The 18,125-nt window shown below is 46.4% G+C and carries 16 protein-coding genes; 13 read left to right on the forward strand and 3 right to left on the reverse strand.

Annotated elements, in window-relative coordinates:
* Positions 1–89: 89 nt before the first annotated feature.
* Positions 90–1,391: a glutamate-1-semialdehyde 2,1-aminomutase gene (locus V1499_RS03745; RefSeq protein WP_409273925.1), complete on the reverse strand. Its 1,302-nt coding sequence runs from the start codon at positions 1,389–1,391 to the stop codon at positions 90–92.
* Positions 1,392–1,593: 202 nt separating this feature from the next.
* On the opposite strand from V1499_RS03745, the gene V1499_RS03750 reads away from it, so the two are divergent.
* Genes V1499_RS03750 through V1499_RS03760 form a run of 3 tightly spaced genes read left to right on the forward strand, consistent with a single transcriptional unit; the run spans position 1,594 to position 4,198 of the window.
* Positions 1,594–2,607, forward strand: a complete 1,014-nt coding sequence (locus V1499_RS03750; protein WP_409273926.1) for an ATP-binding cassette domain-containing protein — start codon at positions 1,594–1,596, stop codon at positions 2,605–2,607.
* Between the two features lie 11 nt (positions 2,608–2,618).
* Positions 2,619–3,410, forward strand: coding sequence for an ABC transporter permease (locus V1499_RS03755; protein WP_409273928.1), 792 nt, complete (start codon positions 2,619–2,621; stop codon positions 3,408–3,410).
* A 2-nt stretch (positions 3,411–3,412) separates the two neighbouring features.
* The gene (locus V1499_RS03760; RefSeq protein ID WP_409273930.1) at positions 3,413–4,198 is read left to right on the forward strand and encodes an ABC transporter permease; all 786 of its coding nucleotides are present in this window, start codon (positions 3,413–3,415) and stop codon (positions 4,196–4,198) included.
* Between the two features lie 89 nt (positions 4,199–4,287).
* On the opposite strand, the gene V1499_RS03765 is transcribed toward V1499_RS03760, so the two are convergent.
* On the reverse strand, positions 4,288–5,013 hold the full coding sequence (locus V1499_RS03765; protein ID WP_409273931.1) for a flagellar motor protein MotB: 726 nt from the start codon (positions 5,011–5,013) through the stop codon (positions 4,288–4,290).
* Positions 5,010–5,810: a flagellar motor stator protein MotA gene (gene motA, locus V1499_RS03770; RefSeq protein WP_409273932.1), complete on the reverse strand. Its 801-nt coding sequence runs from the start codon at positions 5,808–5,810 to the stop codon at positions 5,010–5,012. Before motA ends, V1499_RS03765 begins: the two co-directional genes overlap by 4 nt.
* A 123-nt stretch (positions 5,811–5,933) precedes the next feature.
* Between motA and V1499_RS03775 the strand changes: the two genes are divergently transcribed.
* The 10 genes from V1499_RS03775 (at position 5,934) to V1499_RS03820 (ending at position 18,008) form a co-directional block, all read left to right on the forward strand.
* Positions 5,934–6,371 (forward strand): YaaR family protein, encoded by a 438-nt coding sequence (locus tag V1499_RS03775; RefSeq protein ID WP_409273934.1) that lies wholly within the window; start codon positions 5,934–5,936, stop codon positions 6,369–6,371.
* Between the two features lie 16 nt (positions 6,372–6,387).
* Positions 6,388–7,227: a flagellar hook-basal body protein gene (locus tag V1499_RS03780; protein WP_409273936.1), complete on the forward strand. Its 840-nt coding sequence runs from the start codon at positions 6,388–6,390 to the stop codon at positions 7,225–7,227.
* A gap of 5 nt (positions 7,228–7,232) precedes the next feature.
* Positions 7,233–8,012: a flagellar hook-basal body protein gene (locus V1499_RS03785; RefSeq protein ID WP_409273937.1), complete on the forward strand. Its 780-nt coding sequence runs from the start codon at positions 7,233–7,235 to the stop codon at positions 8,010–8,012.
* Positions 8,013–8,157: 145 nt separating this feature from the next.
* Positions 8,158–8,424 carry a flagellar biosynthesis anti-sigma factor FlgM gene (flgM, locus tag V1499_RS03790; protein WP_316570338.1) on the forward strand — a complete coding sequence of 89 codons (267 nt, stop codon included), beginning with the start codon at positions 8,158–8,160 and terminating at the stop codon, positions 8,422–8,424.
* On the forward strand, positions 8,417–8,884 hold the full coding sequence (locus V1499_RS03795) for a flagellar protein FlgN (RefSeq protein ID WP_409273939.1): 468 nt from the start codon (positions 8,417–8,419) through the stop codon (positions 8,882–8,884). Before flgM ends, V1499_RS03795 begins: the two co-directional genes overlap by 8 nt.
* Positions 8,885–8,895: 11 nt before the next feature.
* Positions 8,896–10,350: a flagellar hook-associated protein FlgK gene (flgK, locus tag V1499_RS03800; RefSeq protein ID WP_409273941.1), complete on the forward strand. Its 1,455-nt coding sequence runs from the start codon at positions 8,896–8,898 to the stop codon at positions 10,348–10,350.
* A 25-nt stretch (positions 10,351–10,375) separates the two neighbouring features.
* Complete coding sequence (flgL, locus tag V1499_RS03805) at positions 10,376–11,254, forward strand: flagellar hook-associated protein FlgL (RefSeq protein ID WP_409273943.1); 879 nt, start codon at positions 10,376–10,378, stop codon at positions 11,252–11,254.
* A gap of 124 nt (positions 11,255–11,378) precedes the next feature.
* Positions 11,379–11,876 (forward strand): PilZ domain-containing protein, encoded by a 498-nt coding sequence (locus V1499_RS03810; RefSeq protein WP_409273944.1) that lies wholly within the window; start codon positions 11,379–11,381, stop codon positions 11,874–11,876.
* A gap of 98 nt (positions 11,877–11,974) precedes the next feature.
* Positions 11,975–12,805, forward strand: coding sequence for a flagellin (locus tag V1499_RS03815; RefSeq protein WP_409273946.1), 831 nt, complete (start codon positions 11,975–11,977; stop codon positions 12,803–12,805).
* 127 nt (positions 12,806–12,932) lie between these two features.
* A complete protein-coding gene (locus V1499_RS03820) occupies positions 12,933–18,008 on the forward strand; it encodes an OmpL47-type beta-barrel domain-containing protein (RefSeq protein ID WP_409273948.1) in 5,076 nt (1,691 codons plus the stop codon).
* The last annotated feature ends 117 nt before the right edge of the window (positions 18,009–18,125 follow it).

Here is an 18,125-nt window from a genome sequence, read left to right on the forward strand (position 1 = left end):
GGGTGTTCGGCAAAATTACCCGGATATTCGGCAAGATTAGCCGGGTGTTCGGCAAAAATCCAGAGCCGCCTTTGGCTCTGGATTTCAACTTAACTTTCTTCATTCATAAGCGAATAAAACGCATTGTCAACCGCATGGAGCGTGGCCTCGATGTCTTCTTCCGTATGGGCAATGGTGACAAACCATGCTTCATATTTGGAAGGGGCTAGATTGATGCCCTGGTGGAGCATCAGCTTGAAGAACCGTGCGAACATTTCGCCGTCCGTGTTTTCCGCCTGCTCGTAGTTTTCAACCTTTTCTTTTGTAAAATAAATTGTCAACGCACCTTTGAGCCGGTTGATGGTGATTGGTACGCCATGCCTTTTGGCCGCTTCCAGGATACCTTTTTCAAGCATTTCGCCAAGGCGGTCAAGGTATTCATAAACGCCATCCTGTTTAAGGACTTCCAGGCAGGCAATCCCGGAGAGCATCGATGCCGGGTTTCCAGCCATCGTCCCGGCTTGGTATGCCGGCCCAAGCGGAGCAACCTTTTCCATGATTTCCTGTTTGCCGCCGTACGCGCCGATTGGCAGCCCTCCGCCAATGATTTTGCCGAGCGCGGTCAAATCAGGCGTGATGCCGAGAAGATCCTGCGCGCCTCCGTACATAAACCGGAATGCGGTAATCACTTCATCAAAGATGAGAAGCGCGCCAGCATCATGGGTAAGCTCTTTTACCTGCTCAAGGAATCCGGGCTTTGGCTCGACTATGCCGAAATTGCCGACAATTGGTTCAATCATGACGGCAGCAACCTGGTTGCCCCATTTTTCAAGCGCGTCCTTTAAAGGCTCGATTTCGTTAAACGGAACGGTAATCACTTCCTGAGCAATGCTTTTTGGCACGCCGGCGGAATCAGGAGTTCCAAGAGTGGATGGCCCTGAACCGGCAGCGACAAGGACAAGGTCGGAGTGCCCGTGATAGCAACCCGCGAACTTGATGATTTTATCCCGGCCCGTATAGGCCCGCGCGACCCGGATCGTCGTCATGACCGCTTCTGTTCCCGAGTTCACAAATCGGACCTTGTCCATTCCGGGCATCGCTTCCTTCAGCATTTTCGCAAGTGTAATTTCATGGGACGTAGGCGTTCCATACAGGACGCCGCTCTCCGCCGCTTTTTTTATCGCCTTCGTAATATGTGGATGGGCGTGTCCGGTGATGATTGGCCCGTATGCCGCTAAATAATCGATGTATTGATTCCCGTCGACATCCCAGAAATACGCCCCCGCCGCGCGTTCCATCACGACCGGCGACCCGCCGCCTACCGCCTTATAGGAACGGGAAGGGCTGTTCACCCCGCCAACAATATGTTCAAGTGCTTCCTTATGTAATTTTTCGGAAATGGAAAAGTTCATTTTGGAATCCTCCTCGTTATTTCTTTCCTATAATATCATTGTTTCTTCCATATGGCTGAATTTTTTGCAAGCACGTAAAACATGCAAATTTATAGAAAGTTTCCTGTATTCTGTATTAGCCGAAATAATGCGGGAAAGTTGTACTGGGGGCTAGGATTGGATAAACTGAATTGTTAGAGCGCAGCTTTTTGGAGGACTGAAAATGAATCAACATAATGCTATTGAAGTAACAGGGTTGCGGAAGGAATTCAAATCGCACTTAAGCCGATCGGGCCTTTCGGGTGCATTCCGTGACCTGTTTACACGAAATTATAAAATCGTTCCGGCGGTTAATGATATAAGTTTTAAGGTGAAGCAGGGGGAGATGGTTGGTTACATCGGCGAAAACGGCGCGGGAAAGTCGACGACAATCAAGATGCTTACAGGCATCCTGACGCCTACCTCAGGGAAAATCCTCGTCAATGGAATGGACCCGCATAAGGAAAGGGAGCGGTTCGTCCAAACAATCGGCGTCGTTTTCGGGCAACGTTCCCAGCTTTGGTGGGATATCGCCGTCCAGGAATCGTTCCGGCTTTTGAAAAAAGTGTATAAAGTCTCCGATGTGGACTACAATTCGCATATGGACCACGTGATCAAAACGCTTGAGATTGGGCCGCTGCTTGACAAGCCGGTCCGGAAGCTTTCCCTCGGACAAAGGATGCGCTGCGAACTCGCGGCGGCACTAATCCACAACCCGCCGCTTTTGTTCCTGGACGAACCGACCATTGGCCTGGATGTCCTCGTCAAACTTCGAATCCGTGACTTTTTAAAAGAAATCAACGAAAAATACAACACGACCATCCTGCTGACGACTCATGACCTTTCGGATATTGAAGCGCTTTGCGAACGGGTCATCATGCTCGACGAAGGAAGCATCATTTATGACGGCCCGCTGAACGACCTGAAAGAAAAGTGGGCGGAAGGCAAGCAGCTTCAATTTGAATTTCTTGAAAAAGTCGACTTGGCGGCATTGGAGCATGCAACCTTGGGGTTGTCGGTCAATTGGGAAATGGACGAAAAAGGCCAGGTGTTCACTGCCCAGACCGATGATATGGATGAAGTGATTTCGCAAGTCATTTCAAGGGTCGTTTCTTCTTTTAAAATAAAGGATATTAAAATCAACGAAATATCAACAGAGGAAATCATCCGCAATATTTACGAAAAAGGTTCAGCATAGGGAGGCAGCAGATGGACAAGTATCTTGAAATGGTTCGGATGCGGTTTTTAATGATGCTGGCCTACCGAACAAATTATTATACTGGAATACTTATTTATAGCATCAACATTGGCGCCTATTATTTCCTTTGGAGCGCAATCTACAGCGGGAAGGAAAGCATCCAGGGGCTATCCGTAAGCCAGATGACAACGTACGTGGCAATCGCCTGGATGGCGAGAGCGTTTTATTTTAACAATCTCGACCGTGAAATGGCGCTTGAAATCATGGAAGGGAAAGTAGCGATTGAACTGATTCGGCCCTACAGCTACCTAGGGATGAAAACAATGCAGGGGTTTGGCGAAGGAATTTTCCGGCTGCTGTTTTTCTCCGTACCGGGGATGGTCATCGTTTCGCTAATCTTTCCAGTAAAACTGATTTGGGATCCCGCTGTCTGGGGTCTATTTGCGGTATCCATTTTCTTTAGTTTCCTGATCAACACGCAAATCAATCTGTTAACGGGGATTACAACATTTTTCCTATATAATAACGCGGGGCTAATTCGGGCGAAACGGGTCGTCATCGATTTGTTTTCCGGACTGCTTTTGCCGATGAGCTTTTTTCCTGGCTGGGCGCAGGAAATTATGAAGTATTTGCCGTTTCAGGGTATCAGCTATATCCCAAGCATGATTGTCACAAAGGGTTTTTCCAACGGGCAGGCACTTGAAGCGATTCTTCAGCAAGCTGTCTGGGTGCTCATCCTGCTCATCCCAATCATCATTCTTTGGCAGCTGGCCAAGAAACAGCTTGTTATTCAGGGGGGCTGACCGTGTTTTATGCATCAATGTTTTTCCAATATGCCGGGCAGTATATGAAAACAAGGCTCCAGTACAGGGCCGACCTCCTTGTCGAAATTTTATCCGACCTGCTGTCCCAGGCTGTCAACTTCATCTTCATCCTTGTCGTTTTCGGGCACACATCGCTTCTGAACGGCTGGAGTAGGGATGAAATTATCTTTATTTATGGATTTTTCCTAGTCCCTTATGCTGTTTTTTCGGCATTCTTCAATATTTGGGATTTCAATGAACGCTATATTGTTAAAGGGGAAATGGACAGGATTTTGACAAGGCCAATCCATAGCCTTTTTCAAATTATCCTTGAGCGGCTGGAACTCGAGGGCCTTTTTGGGGCGGTCACGGGTATCGCAGTCATGTTGTACGCCGGCCATAACCTTGGCCTTCAGTGGTCATGGGCCGACCCGTTCATCTTCCTGCTGTTTGTGGCGGGCGGCTCGCTCATTTATGGTGGCGTATTTGTCATGCTCGCCTGCATCAGCTTTTGGGCGGACGCCAGGACATCAATCATGCCGATGATGTACAACATCGGGAATTACGGACGCTATCCCGTCGACATCTACAACAAGGCGATCCGGTTTGTACTGACGTGGATTTTGCCGTTCGCGTTCGTCGGCGTCTACCCAGCGGCCTTTTTCCTGGGAAGGGAAGAGTGGTACGGCTACGCATTCCTCACACCGGTCATGGGAATTCTCTTCTTCGCGGTTTCCGTATTCCTATGGAACCGGGGGGTAAAGCAGTACCGGGGAGCGGGGAATTAGTATTGGCAAGTTGGACGAATTTATTATAAAAAAACCGCCTTCCGTTTCACTAAATCGGTTGGCGGTTTTCTTATTTTAAAAAAGTATTTCTATTGCCTCAGGATAACGATCGTCACCCTGCGATTCGCCTGGCGGTGTTCATCAGTATCGTTAGAGAACAGCGGATGGAATTCGCCGAACCCGGAAAACTGGAGCCGGCTGGTATCAACATTTTTTGACTCGAAATAGTAAAGGACACTGACCGCCCTGGCAGCGGAAAGCTCCCAGTTCGTCCTGTAAATCGTATTGGTTGCCGGTACATTGTCGGTATGCCCTTCAATGCTTACCGGGTTCGGAACGGTGTTGATCAGGCCGACCATCCCATCCAGCGTTTTAAAGGAGTTTGGCTTCAGCTCGGCCCTGCCTGAGTCGAAAAGGATGACATCCTTCAAAGACACTTCAATTCCTTTTTTAGACTCTTGAAGGGAAACGACCGCTTCCAATTTATTATTCTTAATATAATTTTCAAGCTTGATTTTCAACGCATCAAGCTCGGTATCTTTTTTGTCTTCCTTTGGCGGTTCTACAACCGGAGTTTCCGGCGTTGGCATGTGCGGTGAAAGCCCCGCGTTATTATCGGGAATCTTCGTCCCGGTCAGTTCAGACTTGAACGATTCCATAAGGTACTGGTACTTCGCGACATCAATTGTACTTGCCGCATATAGGACGATAAATAATGCCAGTAAAAGCGTCAACAAGTCCGCATACGGGATAAGCCATGATTCATCGACATGCTCGTCTTCGCCATGTTCGAATTTCCTTCTTTGCTTCCTCATGCTGATTTCTCCTCAAGCAAAGTGCCCCGGTCCAGGTTTTCATACTCTTTTCGTTCCGACAAAGGAAGATGGACGGTCAGCTTTTTCTCCAATGCGCCAGGCACAATTCCTTCGTAAATGGCGAGCAGCCCCTCGATAATGATCAGCTTTGAGTCTTGTTCACGCTTTGAAATGCGCTTTAGTTTGGTTGCGAGAGGATGCCAAAGGACATAACCGGAAAAAATCCCAAGCAGTGTCGCGATGAAGGCCGCTGCAATCGAATGACCGATTTTTTCGATTTCCGACAGAGAGCCAAGCGCCGCTATTAGTCCGACTACCGCACCGAGTACCCCAAGGGTCGGGGCGTACATTCCCGCCTGGGAAAAAATCAGCGCTCCGGCTTGGTGCCGCTTTTGGATTGCCTCCACTTCCTCGAACAAAACCTCTTCGATAAATTCAGCTTCGTATCCGTCGATGATCATTTCCAGCCCTTTTTTGAAAAAAGGATCCGTTGTCGATTCGGCAATTCCCTCCAACGCAAGGAAACCTTCCTTTTTGGCAATCTCTGCGCAAGCAATCAATTTCGCAATCGTTTCCGCATTGGAAGGGAGCTTTGGTTCGACCAGCGCAATTTTCAACAATTTAGGGAACTTTTTCATTTCCTTGAACGGAAATGCGACAAACAGGGCTGCCGCCGTCCCTCCGAAAATAATCAAATATGCGGCGGGATTATTCAGTGATGCAAGTGGCGCGCCCTTTAAAATCATCCCAAAACCAATAGCCAGCAATGCCAAAATTATTCCAAAAATACTAGACATGAATTTCTCCTTTGGTTTATCTTTAATTTAACTTGATACTTGCCATTGTAAAGGACAAGGCAAAATTCGACAATTGTATTTTTTAAAAAATATTCGACACCGGCGTGACGGAGGAGGCCCGAATTGAAGATACAACAAAGCCAAGGAATCGGCCACGAACGCTTTTTGGCGGTAAGGGAAAAGGGGAAGGAAACGCACTCCTTCCAGCAAATTTTCCAGGACAGCCAGGTTGGATTGAGCCAGGAACGGCTTCAGTCGCTGTTGGCCCAATTGGACAGAAATGGAAGCCGCCTTGCCGTTTCGAGGACGATTCAGGATTTATTGGCCTACAAGCAAACAATCAAGGAATTTCTTCAGGAAGTTGTCCAAAATGGATTTTCCCTTGAAGAACACCGCAGCTTCCAGCAAAGCGGCCGTGAGAAGAAATTAATTTTAATAAAACAGGTGGACAACCATTTGCTCGAATTATCCGATCAAGTTTTTGACAAGCAAACGACAACTGTAAGCTTGCTTGACAAACTTGGCGAGATTAAAGGGCTTTTGGTGAACCTGTACATGTAGATAAGGGGGAGACGACATGCTAAGAGGCATTGATTCGGCGGCATCGGGTATGATTGCGTTGCAGCGGAAGCAGGATGCGCTGACGAATAACCTGGCCAACGCTGAAACGCCTGGATTCAAACAGGATGCGAGCCCGCTCCGTTCATTTCCCGAAGTATTGCTTGAGCAGATCCGCGTTAAAGAAAGCGGGGCCCAGGCCAGGATGGGAACGTTATCGATGGGCGTTTACAACCAGGAAACGCTGCCGTTATTTTTACAAGGGACGCTTACGGAAACGAACATGCCGTTTGATTTCGCGATAAGCGACCAAGGATTAGAACCGATTCAGGTGGACGGCCGGATGGTGAAGCCAGCAGCATTCTTTGCGGTCCAAACTGCGGAGGGTGCCATGCGGCTGACCCGAAATGGACGTTTTTCAGTTAACGAAAACGGGGAGCTTGTAACAGCTACAGGGGATTTTGTTTTAGGGAAAAATGGAAACCGGATTACTGGGCTAGACCCGCTTTTAAAAGATGTCACGATCTCTGCGAACGGGGAAATAATCGCATTTCCAAATGACCCCCAGCGGACAAGGACTGTTGGATCGATCGGGATGGTGATTGTTGAAAATCCGAACCGGCTGATTAAAAGGGACAATGGGCAGTTTGAGCTGGACGGACCAGGAATGGCGATGGTCACCGGAAATCTGCCTGCTGGGCTCCAGCTGCACCATAAAACGCTGGAGCAGTCGAATGTTGATTTATCTCAAACGATTACAGACATGATGGCCAACATCCGCCTGTATGAGGCGAACCAGAAAGTACTCCAGGCCTACGACAAATCATTAGAGCAGTTGAATACGATTGGAAGGGTATAAAAACCATGAGCTCATCTTTATTTATTGCAACGTCAGGCATCAAGGCATACCAGGGCAAGCTTGATACGATTGCCAACAACATCGCGAATGTTGAATCGGCTGGGTATAAGCGGAGGGAAGCTGCATTTTCCGAAAACCTTGCCGCATCGATTCGGCAGCAGCCGGAGGCGGAAAAAGAAGTTGGCCGGCTCTCGCCGGATGGACTGAGAGTTTCCTATGGTTCGCGGATTGCTGCAACACCTTTGGATTTGACTCAGGGGGCGCCGAAGCAAACGGACCAGCCATTCGATTTCATGATTGAAGGCGAGGGGTATTTCCAGGTTCGGCGGGCAAATGGGACAGGGGCGGAAGTTTTATACACAAGGAACGGGGCTTTTCAAAAATCTCCTGTAGGGCCAGGGCGGTTCCAGCTTGTCAACTCGCAAGGCGATGTATTGCTCGGCCGTAACGGCAATCCGATTGAACTGAACGAAAACGGGACATTTACAGTCGCGGCAAACGGAACCGTTGAAGGAACCGGACAGCAAATCGGGCTTGTCGGTTTTACAAATGCGCAGCTCCTTAAGGACGAAGGTGGAGTTTATAGGCTGACCGGCGGGAATGTGTTCATGGCTCCGGGAGACTCTTACCAAATCAGGCAAGGTTTCCTGGAAAGCTCGAATGTCAGCTTGAACCAGGAAATGACGGATATGATCAAGGCCCAGCGTGGTTTCCAGGCAAATTCGAGGGCACTAAGCTATGCGGACCAGATGATGGGAATCGCGAATGGGATCATGAGGACATAACATCAACGATACGGCGTTCGCACTAATGATTAGTGCCCGCCGTATTTTATTATTTTTTTTCCTAAAACAGTGAAAACCCCCTAGTCGACCATAGACAACAGGCCGATACATGGAGTAAGAGATAGTTTGAAAGGAGCGGGCCGTTATGAAAATCAATCCATTTAACCGAATCGATGCTGCCTATCAGGCTTATCGGAAAAATCAGCCCAGCCGTACTGAAGGAACGAAAAAGGACAAGGTTGATACAGTAGAATTATCAAGCGAAGCACAACTTCAAATCCAAAAAGATAAAGAATTAAGAATACAACAATTGAAATCGCAAATAGAAAACGGCACATACAAAGTGGACAGTGAAAAAATCGCTGACAAGCTCATTTCACTTTGGAAGTCCGGAGCAAAGCTCGATGAATAAGCTCCTGGAAGTACTGCAGCTATTGGCGGATTTGCACAACAAGCTTCTGGAAACAGCGAAAAAGAAACAGGAAATATTAATTTCAGGGGACATCCAGCAGCTTCTTCCATTGATTTCCGAGGAGTCCAAGCTTCTCAAACGAATCAAACAGGCAGAAGAAGAGCGCACAAGAGCGCTTGGAGAGGATATGAACCTCTCATTTTCAAGGCTGATCGAGCAGCAGCCCGAGGGCGACCTGAAAGAAAAATTGAAATCGATATTAAGCGTACTTCAGCAGCGGTTCGAGGAAATCGGCCGGGTCAACCATTTGAACCAGCAGCTCCTCGAACAGTCGCTCACATACACCCAATTCATGATCAATCAAATCCTGCCAGCATCTGAAGGGCCTGGCCTTTACAGCGCAGGGGCAAACCCGAAGGAAATGAACGAATCCGTTCGGCTGTTTGACGCAAAAGCATAGGGGAGAACGATATGTATTCTACCTTTCACGGTTTGGAAGTAGGGAAAAGGGCGATCCTTTCACAGCAAACGGCCCTTACCGTCACAGGACACAATATCGCAAACGCGAATACAAAAGGCTATACAAGGCAGGAAGCAGTCCTAAGCGCGACAACGCCACTATCCTCGCCTGGCATCCAAAATGGGACGCTACCGATGCAGCTCGGAACAGGAGTTGAAGTTTCCGAGTTTCGGAGAATCAGGGAAGGGTTCCTGGACAAACAATACCAAAGCGTGCAGCAACAGGCGGGCTATTGGGATGCGAAATCGGGTAGCCTTTCCGCCCTTGAAAGTATTTTCGATGACCTGTCAGACGGCGGATTGGACGGCTCCATCCAGCGTTTTTGGCAAAGCCTGCAAGAGCTTGCGAAACGGCCGGATGATTTATCGGTCAGGGTTGTCGCGGCCGCATCCGGGAAGGAAGTCGCCGACCGGCTCAACCAAATCCATTCGGATATCGGGATGATTGAAACAAGCATTGCCGACCAGCTAAGTTCGAAGGCGGGCGAAATCAATTCCACCGCGGAGGAAATCGCAGACCTCAATTTAAAAATTGCCCAAGTCGTAGCAGGTGGAAACCAGCCGAATGATTTACTCGACAGGCGCGACATGCTTTTGGATAAGCTCTCGAGGCTAGTTGATATTAAAACTTCGCAGGGGGAGTATGGTCAAGTGAATGTTACCATAGACACCTCGCAATTGATAAATGGCGGCAGTGTAGATAAGTCTTTTGGCTTTGATAAATTAACCAAGACAGCAACGATGGGAGGAGCTCCTGTCACTTTAAAAGGCGGCGAAGTACAGGGCCTGCTTGAAACATATGGCAACACATCAAATGGAACTACTACCGTCACGATACCGGAATTGAAGGAGAAGTTGGATGCGCTGGCAATGGCAATCGCGAAGGGCATCAATGATATCCACTCAAGTAGCGATGCGAAAAGCCTGGAGTATTTTGACTCTTCCACTCCGCCTGAACCGATCCTATTCTTTGTGGATAAAATCGATTCGACAAAGCCGCCGTCAAGCGCTGGCAGCATCATAATCAATCCGCTCCTTATTGAATCTCCGGCGAAGCTTGCGGCAGCCAAGGACAATATAGGGGATGGCTCAAAAGCCTTGGAGATGAGCGAAGCGCTCCAGGGTCAGGATAAAATAGAATTTGGAGAGACTACCGTTTCATTTAGCGTTTTTTATAAAATAATTATAGGTAAGCTTGGAACCGAGATACAGGCTGCCAAAAATTCGGGCGACAACGCGAATGCGATGGTACAGCAGGTCGAGAACCAAAGGCAGTCTGTTTCCGGGGTTTCCATTGACGAAGAATTGACGAATATGGTCCGGTTCCAGCAAGCCTACAATGCCGCGGCACGTTATGTATCGGCAGTTAATGAGATGCTGAATGTTCTGATCAATGGGATGAAGTAACGGCAGGCCGGAAAGGAGGGCTACAATGCGTGTAACACAAATAATGATAAATAATCAATTCATGAAAAATCTTCATAAAAATAACCGTGCGGTAGAGTCGCTCCAGGGGCAAATCTCTTCCGGAAAAATTTACGATAAAGTTTCTTCCAACCCGGGAGCCACATTAAAAAGCCTATCGCACAAATCAGAAATGGCTAAACTTGAACAATATCAAAAAAACGCTCAAGACGGAATCGATTGGAGCCTGGCAATGGATGATGCGCTCGACGATGTAACCGGAGTTATGCAGCGGGTCCGCGAGCTTGCCCTCCAGGGAAGCAATGATACCTTCAGCCCGGTGGACAGGAAGAGCATCGCGATCGAAATGCACTCGCTCCTTGAGCAAGCCGGGACAATCGCGAACACCCGATTTGGCAGCGGCTATTTGTTTTCAGGTACTGACATTGAAAGCCAACCATATTTGAATGGCGCTTTGTTGCCTGTAAGCGCGGAAGGCATGAAATGGCAGATTGGCAAAGGGCTTAATGCAGAAGTGAAAGTAAGTGCAGGTTCGGTTTTCGGCCATACGGAAAGCGGTAGGGACCTGTTCGAAACGATAACGGCCCTGGCTAAAAAGTTGGAGAATGGAGAAAACCCGGGGAACTTCCTATCAGAAATTGATGGGCATTTAGACAATGTCCTTACTCAGCGGGCGGTCGTAGGCTCGAGCCAAAAACTTCTGGAGCAAGCCTCAAGCCGACTTGCTCAGGCTCACTTTTTAACTGAGAAAATGCTGACGGAATTGGAAGGAACCGATATCGCGAAAGCATTCACTGAGCTTTCTTTACAGGAATCGGCCATCAAAGCCTCGCTTTCAGCCGGTGCGAAAATGATGCAGCTAAGCCTTGCTGATTTCCTGCGCTAGACTAATCACTCGGCAGAGCGGGCAGGAACAGGGAATACGGTTTAATAGTGTGAACATCCCCATCCAGCCAAATAGGAGATGGGGATGTTTATTTTTAGGTTACCTAATGGGGAGAGTGCGGGGCATGCAGGATCAACAGCTAATCATACTGGGAGCGTTAGTAGTTTTATTCCTCATAGCGGCTATTTTTGTTTTTTTAAAAAACAGAAGGTCTAGTGGCCCGATAGACACAAAAAATGAGGAAAAAGTAGAAAATAAGAGAGAGAACTTTAGGGTCCATGTCGAAATCGACGAAACCGTAATGGCAGTAAAGAAAATTGGCTCGGTGGATATGGACCAGCCATATACGTGCAAAATGGTCGATATCAGCGCCGGCGGGGCGGGCGTAATGTGTGACGAGGATTTCACTCTCAAGGATAAAATATTCGTTACAATCCATTTTTATTTGAACAAGGAACAGTTCACTTTCAATGGCAGGATTGTTAGGAAAATTGAAAACCTCGGAAGGAAACATTCATTCTACGGAATCCAGTTTCTCGACATGCCTGTAGCCGATGAAAACAGGCTTATAAAAGAAATCATCGCCATCGAAAACAACAGAAGAAAAATATCAATAAAATAAAAAAAATTTATCGATAACCCTCTACACTTCTAACAACCGTGTCGATACATAGAAGTACAGAGGGAAAATATTTCCTCAATAAAAGGAGGGTACATAAAATGAGAATTAACAACAATATCGGCGCTCTTAACACACACCGCCAAATGTCTATCAACACTGCCAACCAGGCGAAAAACATGGAAAAGCTTTCTTCCGGTCTTAAGATCAACCGCGGTGCTGATGACGCTGCCGGCCTATCAATCTCTGAAAAAATGCGCGCACAAATCCGCGGACTGGATCGCGCAGCACAAAACGCTCAAGATGGTATCTCCATGATCCAAACTGCTGATGGAGCTATGAATGAAGCACATGCTATCCTTCAACGTATGAGGGAATTAACTGTTCAGGCCGCTAATGATACAAATGCTAAAGCTGAAAGAGATGCAATTTCTAGTGAGTTGACCCAACTAAAAGACACACTGGTAAATATCGCTGATACTACACAGTTTAATGGTCAAAAATTGTTGGATGGAACTACAGGAACGGCAGGATCAGTCGTAATTCAAACTGGTGCGAACAACGCTGAAAACTTTACAGTAGACTTTACTCAAGCTAATTTGAAGGGCCTTACAACGACACTTGCTCCTCTTCTTAAGGTTGATACTGCTGCAAATGCAACTGCTACGCTAGCTGATATTGACACAGCAATTGAAGGCGTGTCTACTGGCCGTGCATACCTTGGTGCTGTTCAAAACCGTTTGGAGTACACTATCAACAACCTGAACTCCAGCTCACAAAACACTCAATCCGCTGAGTCCCGTATCCGTGACGTTGATATGGCAAAGGAAGTTGTTGAAAACAGTAAGAACGGTATCCTTGCACAAGCTGCTCAAGCGATGCTTGCTCAAGCGAACCAACAGCCACAAAGCGTTCTTCAATTGCTACGTTAATTTTAATTTAAAATGGCCATTGGGTTTCCGATGGCCGTTTTTTTTACCCTTTTTTACATAAAAATGGAGTTAAATGTATAGAAAACAGAATGAAATACCACTTTTTAAAGAAAGGCGGGCCAAACCAATGGGAGAGAAAAGCTCCAAAATCCCGGTATTTTTACTAACATTGATTCTGCTCTACCAACTGGTTTTGCCGTTTGGGGATGCTACTGCTTTTGCTAACAGCAGCATGCTCCCTCCAAGCAATTTGGCATATCAATCAATCACACCTGATGATGGAAGGCTGACCTGGAATACAGTTTTCGGCGCGACTGGCTACAAAGTCTATGAAATTAAGGATGGCCAAATTATTCCTCTTGGCACAACAACTTCAACTAGCTATAGCCTGAACGACCAGCCGGAAGGGGTTTACCGTTATGTCGTTTCAACGGTAACGACTGAAGGCGAATCGGGCCCATCCGCTCCTGTAAGTGTGGAAATTGTGTACCCTAATATGGCGGCGCCGGCCAAGGTGACTTCCGCAATCCGGAATGGCAACGATATTTCACTAAGCTGGGAAGCTTCCCAATACGCAACTAGCTATAATGTTTATCGAATTGATGAAGCAGGAGAGAAGAAATTACTTACTGCAACTTCTTCCAGGTCCTATACACTGGCAAAAGCGGAAGAGGGAAATTATGTATTTGTTGTTTCAGCATTCCATAACTTGTACGGGGAGTCCCCGACATCTGATCCGGTTAATGTAGATCTTGCCTACCCTATAATGGAGGCTCCCGCGAATTTGTCCTTTTCAGTCAGCAATGGAACCGACGTGACGCTAAAATGGCAAGCTTCTTCATACGCGGTGAATTACCGGGTCTACGAAGTTCTTGATGGACAAAAACAATTGGTCAATACCGTTACCAACACTTCCAATACACTTAAAAATGTCCCTTCAGGGGAACATACTTATCTTGTGCATTCCTATAGCGACAGGTTCGGGGAATCAGCCGAAGGTAGCCAGGTAACGCTTACGGTCAGCACAATCGTGATGCAGGCTCCTGGCAATCCGTCAGTAAAAATCCAGAACATCAATGATGCCACTATCAGCTGGACATCCGCAGCATATGCGACAGCCTACAAAGTGTATCAAAATGTGAATGGCGGAAGGATTCTGAAAAGCACTGTGACCGGAACTGCTGTTACGTATTCGAAGCTTCCGGCTGGCAGTTATCAATACGAAGTGTACTCTTTCAGCGATAAATTTGGCGAGTCTGAAACGGGAACGGCGGTTTCATTTGCAATCGATGCGGTCCAAATCCAGCCTCCCGCGGATCTAACTTATAAGGTACAAAACGGCAATGATTTTGTGCTTAATTGGACCGCTGCAACAAATGCTGAAAATTATAATGTCTATAAAATTGCAGATGGGAAAAGGACTTTATTGCGGACGGTAACTGGTACGACAACTACTTTCACAAACCAGGCCGCTGGGGAGTATACCATAGCTGTAACCGCGAATAGCAGCCGTTTCGGTGAATCTGCCGAAGGAACAACGATTTCTTTTACTTTGGAGCAAATCATCCTTCAGGCGCCGCAAAACCTGACGTATGAAATCAAAAATGTGAATGATGTTTATTTCACATGGTCTCCTGTAGTGTTTGCTGAGAGCTACAAAGTCTATCAAGTTGTCGATGGCCAAAAGATTTTAAAAGCAACCGTATCAAATACTTCCAGCACACTTACAAACTTGCCTGAAGGAGTGCATAATTACAGGATTTATGCATACAGTTCCCGTTTTGGAGAATCGGGTGAAGGGACATCGGCCACCGCTTCAATTAATTATCCTGTAATGGCGGCTCCTCAAAACCCGGCGGTAACAATGACAAGCCCTACTTCATTTACGCTGGGATGGGATTTAGTCGATTATGCGACGAACTATAAAGTATATCAAATCGTAAATGGACAAAAAGTGCTTAAAAATACTGTAACAGGTAAAACTGTTTCATTCAGCAACATGGCTCCGGGAACATACAGCTATGAAGTTTATTCGTATTCCACAAGATTTGGAGAATCAAAGATCGGCACTTCGTTTGAAGCCAAAGTGGAAGAGCAGGCACTTCCGGCGCCGGAAACGATTTCTTTTTTAGTAACAAACGGTAATGATATTACGATTAAATGGTCAACCGTCCCATATGCGACCGGCTATAAGGTCTACCAGGTGGCAGATGGAAAGGAAACCTTGATTCGCACGCTAACCGCGACATCAGTCAACCTGACTAACCTGCCTGAAGGGGAATTCACTTACCGTGTTAGGGCTTATTCGACACTGCTCGGTGATTCTCCGTATAGTGCAGAAGCTAAAGGTACAATTATTTATCCAGTAATGGAAAAACCATCGAACGTAACAGCATCACTTTCAAACGGCAACGATATTACAATTAAATGGAATACTGCCACATACGCAAACTCTTATAAGGTTTACCAAGTTATTGATGGCGGAAAAGTTTTGCTACGGACAGTAACAAGCACGTCGCTGACACTGTCAAACATGCCTGAGGGAGACTATACCTATGTTGTCCACTCTATCAGCGACCGATTCGGTGAATCCCCGGAAGGAAGTACGGTAAATAGTAAAATTATTTTCCCAGTCATGCAAGCACCGGCGAATTTCACCCAATCGATTACAAATGGAAATGATATAACGTTGCGCTGGAATGCCGCAACATATGCGAATGGTTATCGGATTTACCAGATTCAAAATGGCGATAAAAGTTTAGTCAAAACCGTGACAAGCACATCGACCAACTTCACAAATATGCCTGAGGGGGATTATACGTACGTCATCCATTCGTTCAGTGACCGGTTCGGCGAATCGCCGGTTGGAAGTTCCGTCGGGTTTAACCTGGCATGGCCGGTCGTCCAGGCGCCTAAATTGAGTGGTAGTGTGTTTGACGCAAACAACATCACCCTTTCGTGGCCAGCTGTTACATGGGCGAACGAATACAGGGTTTATAAAGTGAAGGGCGATAACAAAGAGCTCATTTACAAGGGGCCAGCGCTGTCCTATAAGGTTTATAACCTCACAGAGGAAACACATTCCTTTGAAGTAACAGCTTACAGCACGCGCTTTGGCGAATCGGTTCCTTCAAACCGCGTTGAGCAGAAAATTGTGTATCCGATCATGGGCGTTCCTGCAGCGTCCCTAAAACTGCTAAGTCAAACGAGCGCGCTGATCACATGGGATTTTGTTACTTATGCGAACGGCTACAATATTTACGAGTTAATTGGCGAAGAACGAGTCCTAGTAGCAGGAAAAATCAACAATCTCAGCTATACGCTGCAAAACCTGACATATGCCAACCATCAATACGTTGTCACGTCTTACAGCAATTCGTTTGGGGAATCGAAGCCGTCTGAAATTTTGCTGGCAAAGCTGATTGTTGACACAACTCCTCCGGAAACTGCTTTTGACGGGCCATCCGGCTGGTCAACTGAAAATGTTACTGTGACACTTCATCCAAATGATGATGAAACAGGCGTGAAAAGTACATTCTATTCCTTGAATGACGGGCCAATCACGGCAGGAACATCGATTTTAGTTACAATGGAAGGCTACAATAAAATTTCGTATCACTCTGTCGACAATGCAGGAAACATGGAGCAGGTAAAGACGGCGTATGTCTGGATTGATAAAACCGCCCCTGTAACTAGCATAAGCAAAATCCCGGATTATGCGCAAAGCGTCACAATCGAGTTGACAGGACTTGATGGCCTGAGCAACATTGGCCAGACCCTCTATTCGATTAACGGTTCTGATTTCATCGAAGGCACTTCTTTTACAGTAGAGAAAGAGGGAGTCAATAGAATTGTATATTTCTCGGTGGATCAGGCGGGGAACAGGGAAGATACAAAAACGGCAGAAGTGAAAATTGATAAGACCGCGCCAATAACGGAAACTTCCGTCCCTGGTTCATGGGTGAATGAGAACGTAACCGTTACGCTGAAACCAGTTGACGAGGCAAGCGGCATTAAAGAGACGTTCTATTCAATTAACGGTTCTGATTACATCGAAGGCACTTCTTTTACAGTAGAAAAAGAGGGAGTCAATAGGATTGCATACTTCTCGGTGGACCAGGCGGGGAATAGGGAAGAACCAAAAACAGCAGAAGTGAAAGTTGATAAAACAGCGTCAATAACGGAAACTTCCGTCCCTGGTTCATGGGTAAATGAGAACGTTACTGTAACGCTAAAACCAGTGGATGAGGCAAGCGGCATTAAAGCGACGTTCTATTCAATTAACGGTTCTGATTTCATCGAAGACACTTCTTTTACAGTAGAGAAAGAGGGAGTCAATGAGATTGCGTACTTCTCGGTCGATAAAGCGGGGAATAGGGAAGAAGCAAATTCAGTACAGATTAAAATCGACAAAACAGCACCTGTTACAACAGCAACTCTTCCTGCCGGCTGGGTTAAAGAGGATGTTTTCGCAACATTATCTTCGGCCGACAACATCAGCAAAGATTTGAAGACGTTTTACTCGATTGATGGTTCCGATTTTGTTGAAGGTACTTCTTTTAAAATCAGCAAAGAAGGGATTACGAAAATAGCTTATTACTCTGTTGATGAAGCCAAAAATGCCGAAGAAATCAAAACAACTGAAGTGAAAATCGATAAATCTGCTCCAGAAGCAGCGATTATTACAAAAACCGAATACCAACTTGGTTCAGTTATAACGCTGGACTATACGGCTTTTGACGGAATTTCAGAAGTAGCTTCAAAAGAATTGATGGTTAATGGCAAAACATATTCCAATGGTGACCGCATTAAGCTTGATCAGCCTGGGGAATATAAAATCCAGCTTTCGGTGACCGATGCGGCTGGATGGACAACCATCCAGGAAAAAACGTTCACAGTGTATATTCCGGTATCAATTGAAGTGCTTCCGAAAGTAATCACCGGAAATAAGGGCATTTTCACAATAAAAGCGGACTTGACGAAAGAATTACAGTCTCTCAACTTTGATGTCAAAACGGTCACCTTGAATGGCGTTTATGCAAAAGCGGATAACAACGGCTTGCAAAAACAAGCGGAAAAAGGCCACTTCAAGTTTGAACGGGAAGATTTCAAATGGGAGAAGGGTGAAGTTACAGTGGAGCTTCGTGGTTACCTGGATAATAAATATTTGGTCGTAGCAAATACAACCATAAAAGTTAAATAAGCAAGGGGTCCCGGAAATATTCCGGGGCTCTTTTTTTGCCAAAAAATACCTTTCTAAATAAATTTCAATTTATGTCTCTACTTTTAAAATGTTTATGCCGATACATGTAGTTAAAAG

Origin of the sequence: Neobacillus oceani (assembly GCF_046237595.1) — a bacterium.
GTDB lineage: Bacteria > Bacillota > Bacilli > Bacillales > Cytobacillaceae > Bacillus_D > Bacillus_D oceani.

What these genes read in the sequence shown, in the direction of transcription:
- V1499_RS03745 (WP_409273925.1), bottom strand. Translation starts at nt 1,391, where the DNA reads ATGAACTTTTCCATTTCCGAAAAATTACATAAGGAAGCACTTGAACAT.
- V1499_RS03750 (WP_409273926.1), top strand. Translation starts at nt 1,594, where the DNA reads ATGAATCAACATAATGCTATTGAAGTAACAGGGTTGCGGAAGGAATTC.
- V1499_RS03755 (WP_409273928.1), top strand. Translation starts at nt 2,619, where the DNA reads ATGGACAAGTATCTTGAAATGGTTCGGATGCGGTTTTTAATGATGCTG.
- V1499_RS03765 (WP_409273931.1), bottom strand. Translation starts at nt 5,013, where the DNA reads ATGAGGAAGCAAAGAAGGAAATTCGAACATGGCGAAGACGAGCATGTC.
- motA (WP_409273932.1), bottom strand. Translation starts at nt 5,810, where the DNA reads ATGTCTAGTATTTTTGGAATAATTTTGGCATTGCTGGCTATTGGTTTT.
- V1499_RS03780 (WP_409273936.1), top strand. Translation starts at nt 6,388, where the DNA reads ATGCTAAGAGGCATTGATTCGGCGGCATCGGGTATGATTGCGTTGCAG.
- V1499_RS03785 (WP_409273937.1), top strand. Translation starts at nt 7,233, where the DNA reads ATGAGCTCATCTTTATTTATTGCAACGTCAGGCATCAAGGCATACCAG.
- flgM (WP_316570338.1), top strand. Translation starts at nt 8,158, where the DNA reads ATGAAAATCAATCCATTTAACCGAATCGATGCTGCCTATCAGGCTTAT.
- V1499_RS03795 (WP_409273939.1), top strand. Translation starts at nt 8,417, where the DNA reads ATGAATAAGCTCCTGGAAGTACTGCAGCTATTGGCGGATTTGCACAAC.
- flgK (WP_409273941.1), top strand. Translation starts at nt 8,896, where the DNA reads ATGTATTCTACCTTTCACGGTTTGGAAGTAGGGAAAAGGGCGATCCTT.
- flgL (WP_409273943.1), top strand. Translation starts at nt 10,376, where the DNA reads ATGCGTGTAACACAAATAATGATAAATAATCAATTCATGAAAAATCTT.
- V1499_RS03810 (WP_409273944.1), top strand. Translation starts at nt 11,379, where the DNA reads ATGCAGGATCAACAGCTAATCATACTGGGAGCGTTAGTAGTTTTATTC.
- V1499_RS03815 (WP_409273946.1), top strand. Translation starts at nt 11,975, where the DNA reads ATGAGAATTAACAACAATATCGGCGCTCTTAACACACACCGCCAAATG.
- V1499_RS03820 (WP_409273948.1), top strand. Translation starts at nt 12,933, where the DNA reads ATGGGAGAGAAAAGCTCCAAAATCCCGGTATTTTTACTAACATTGATT.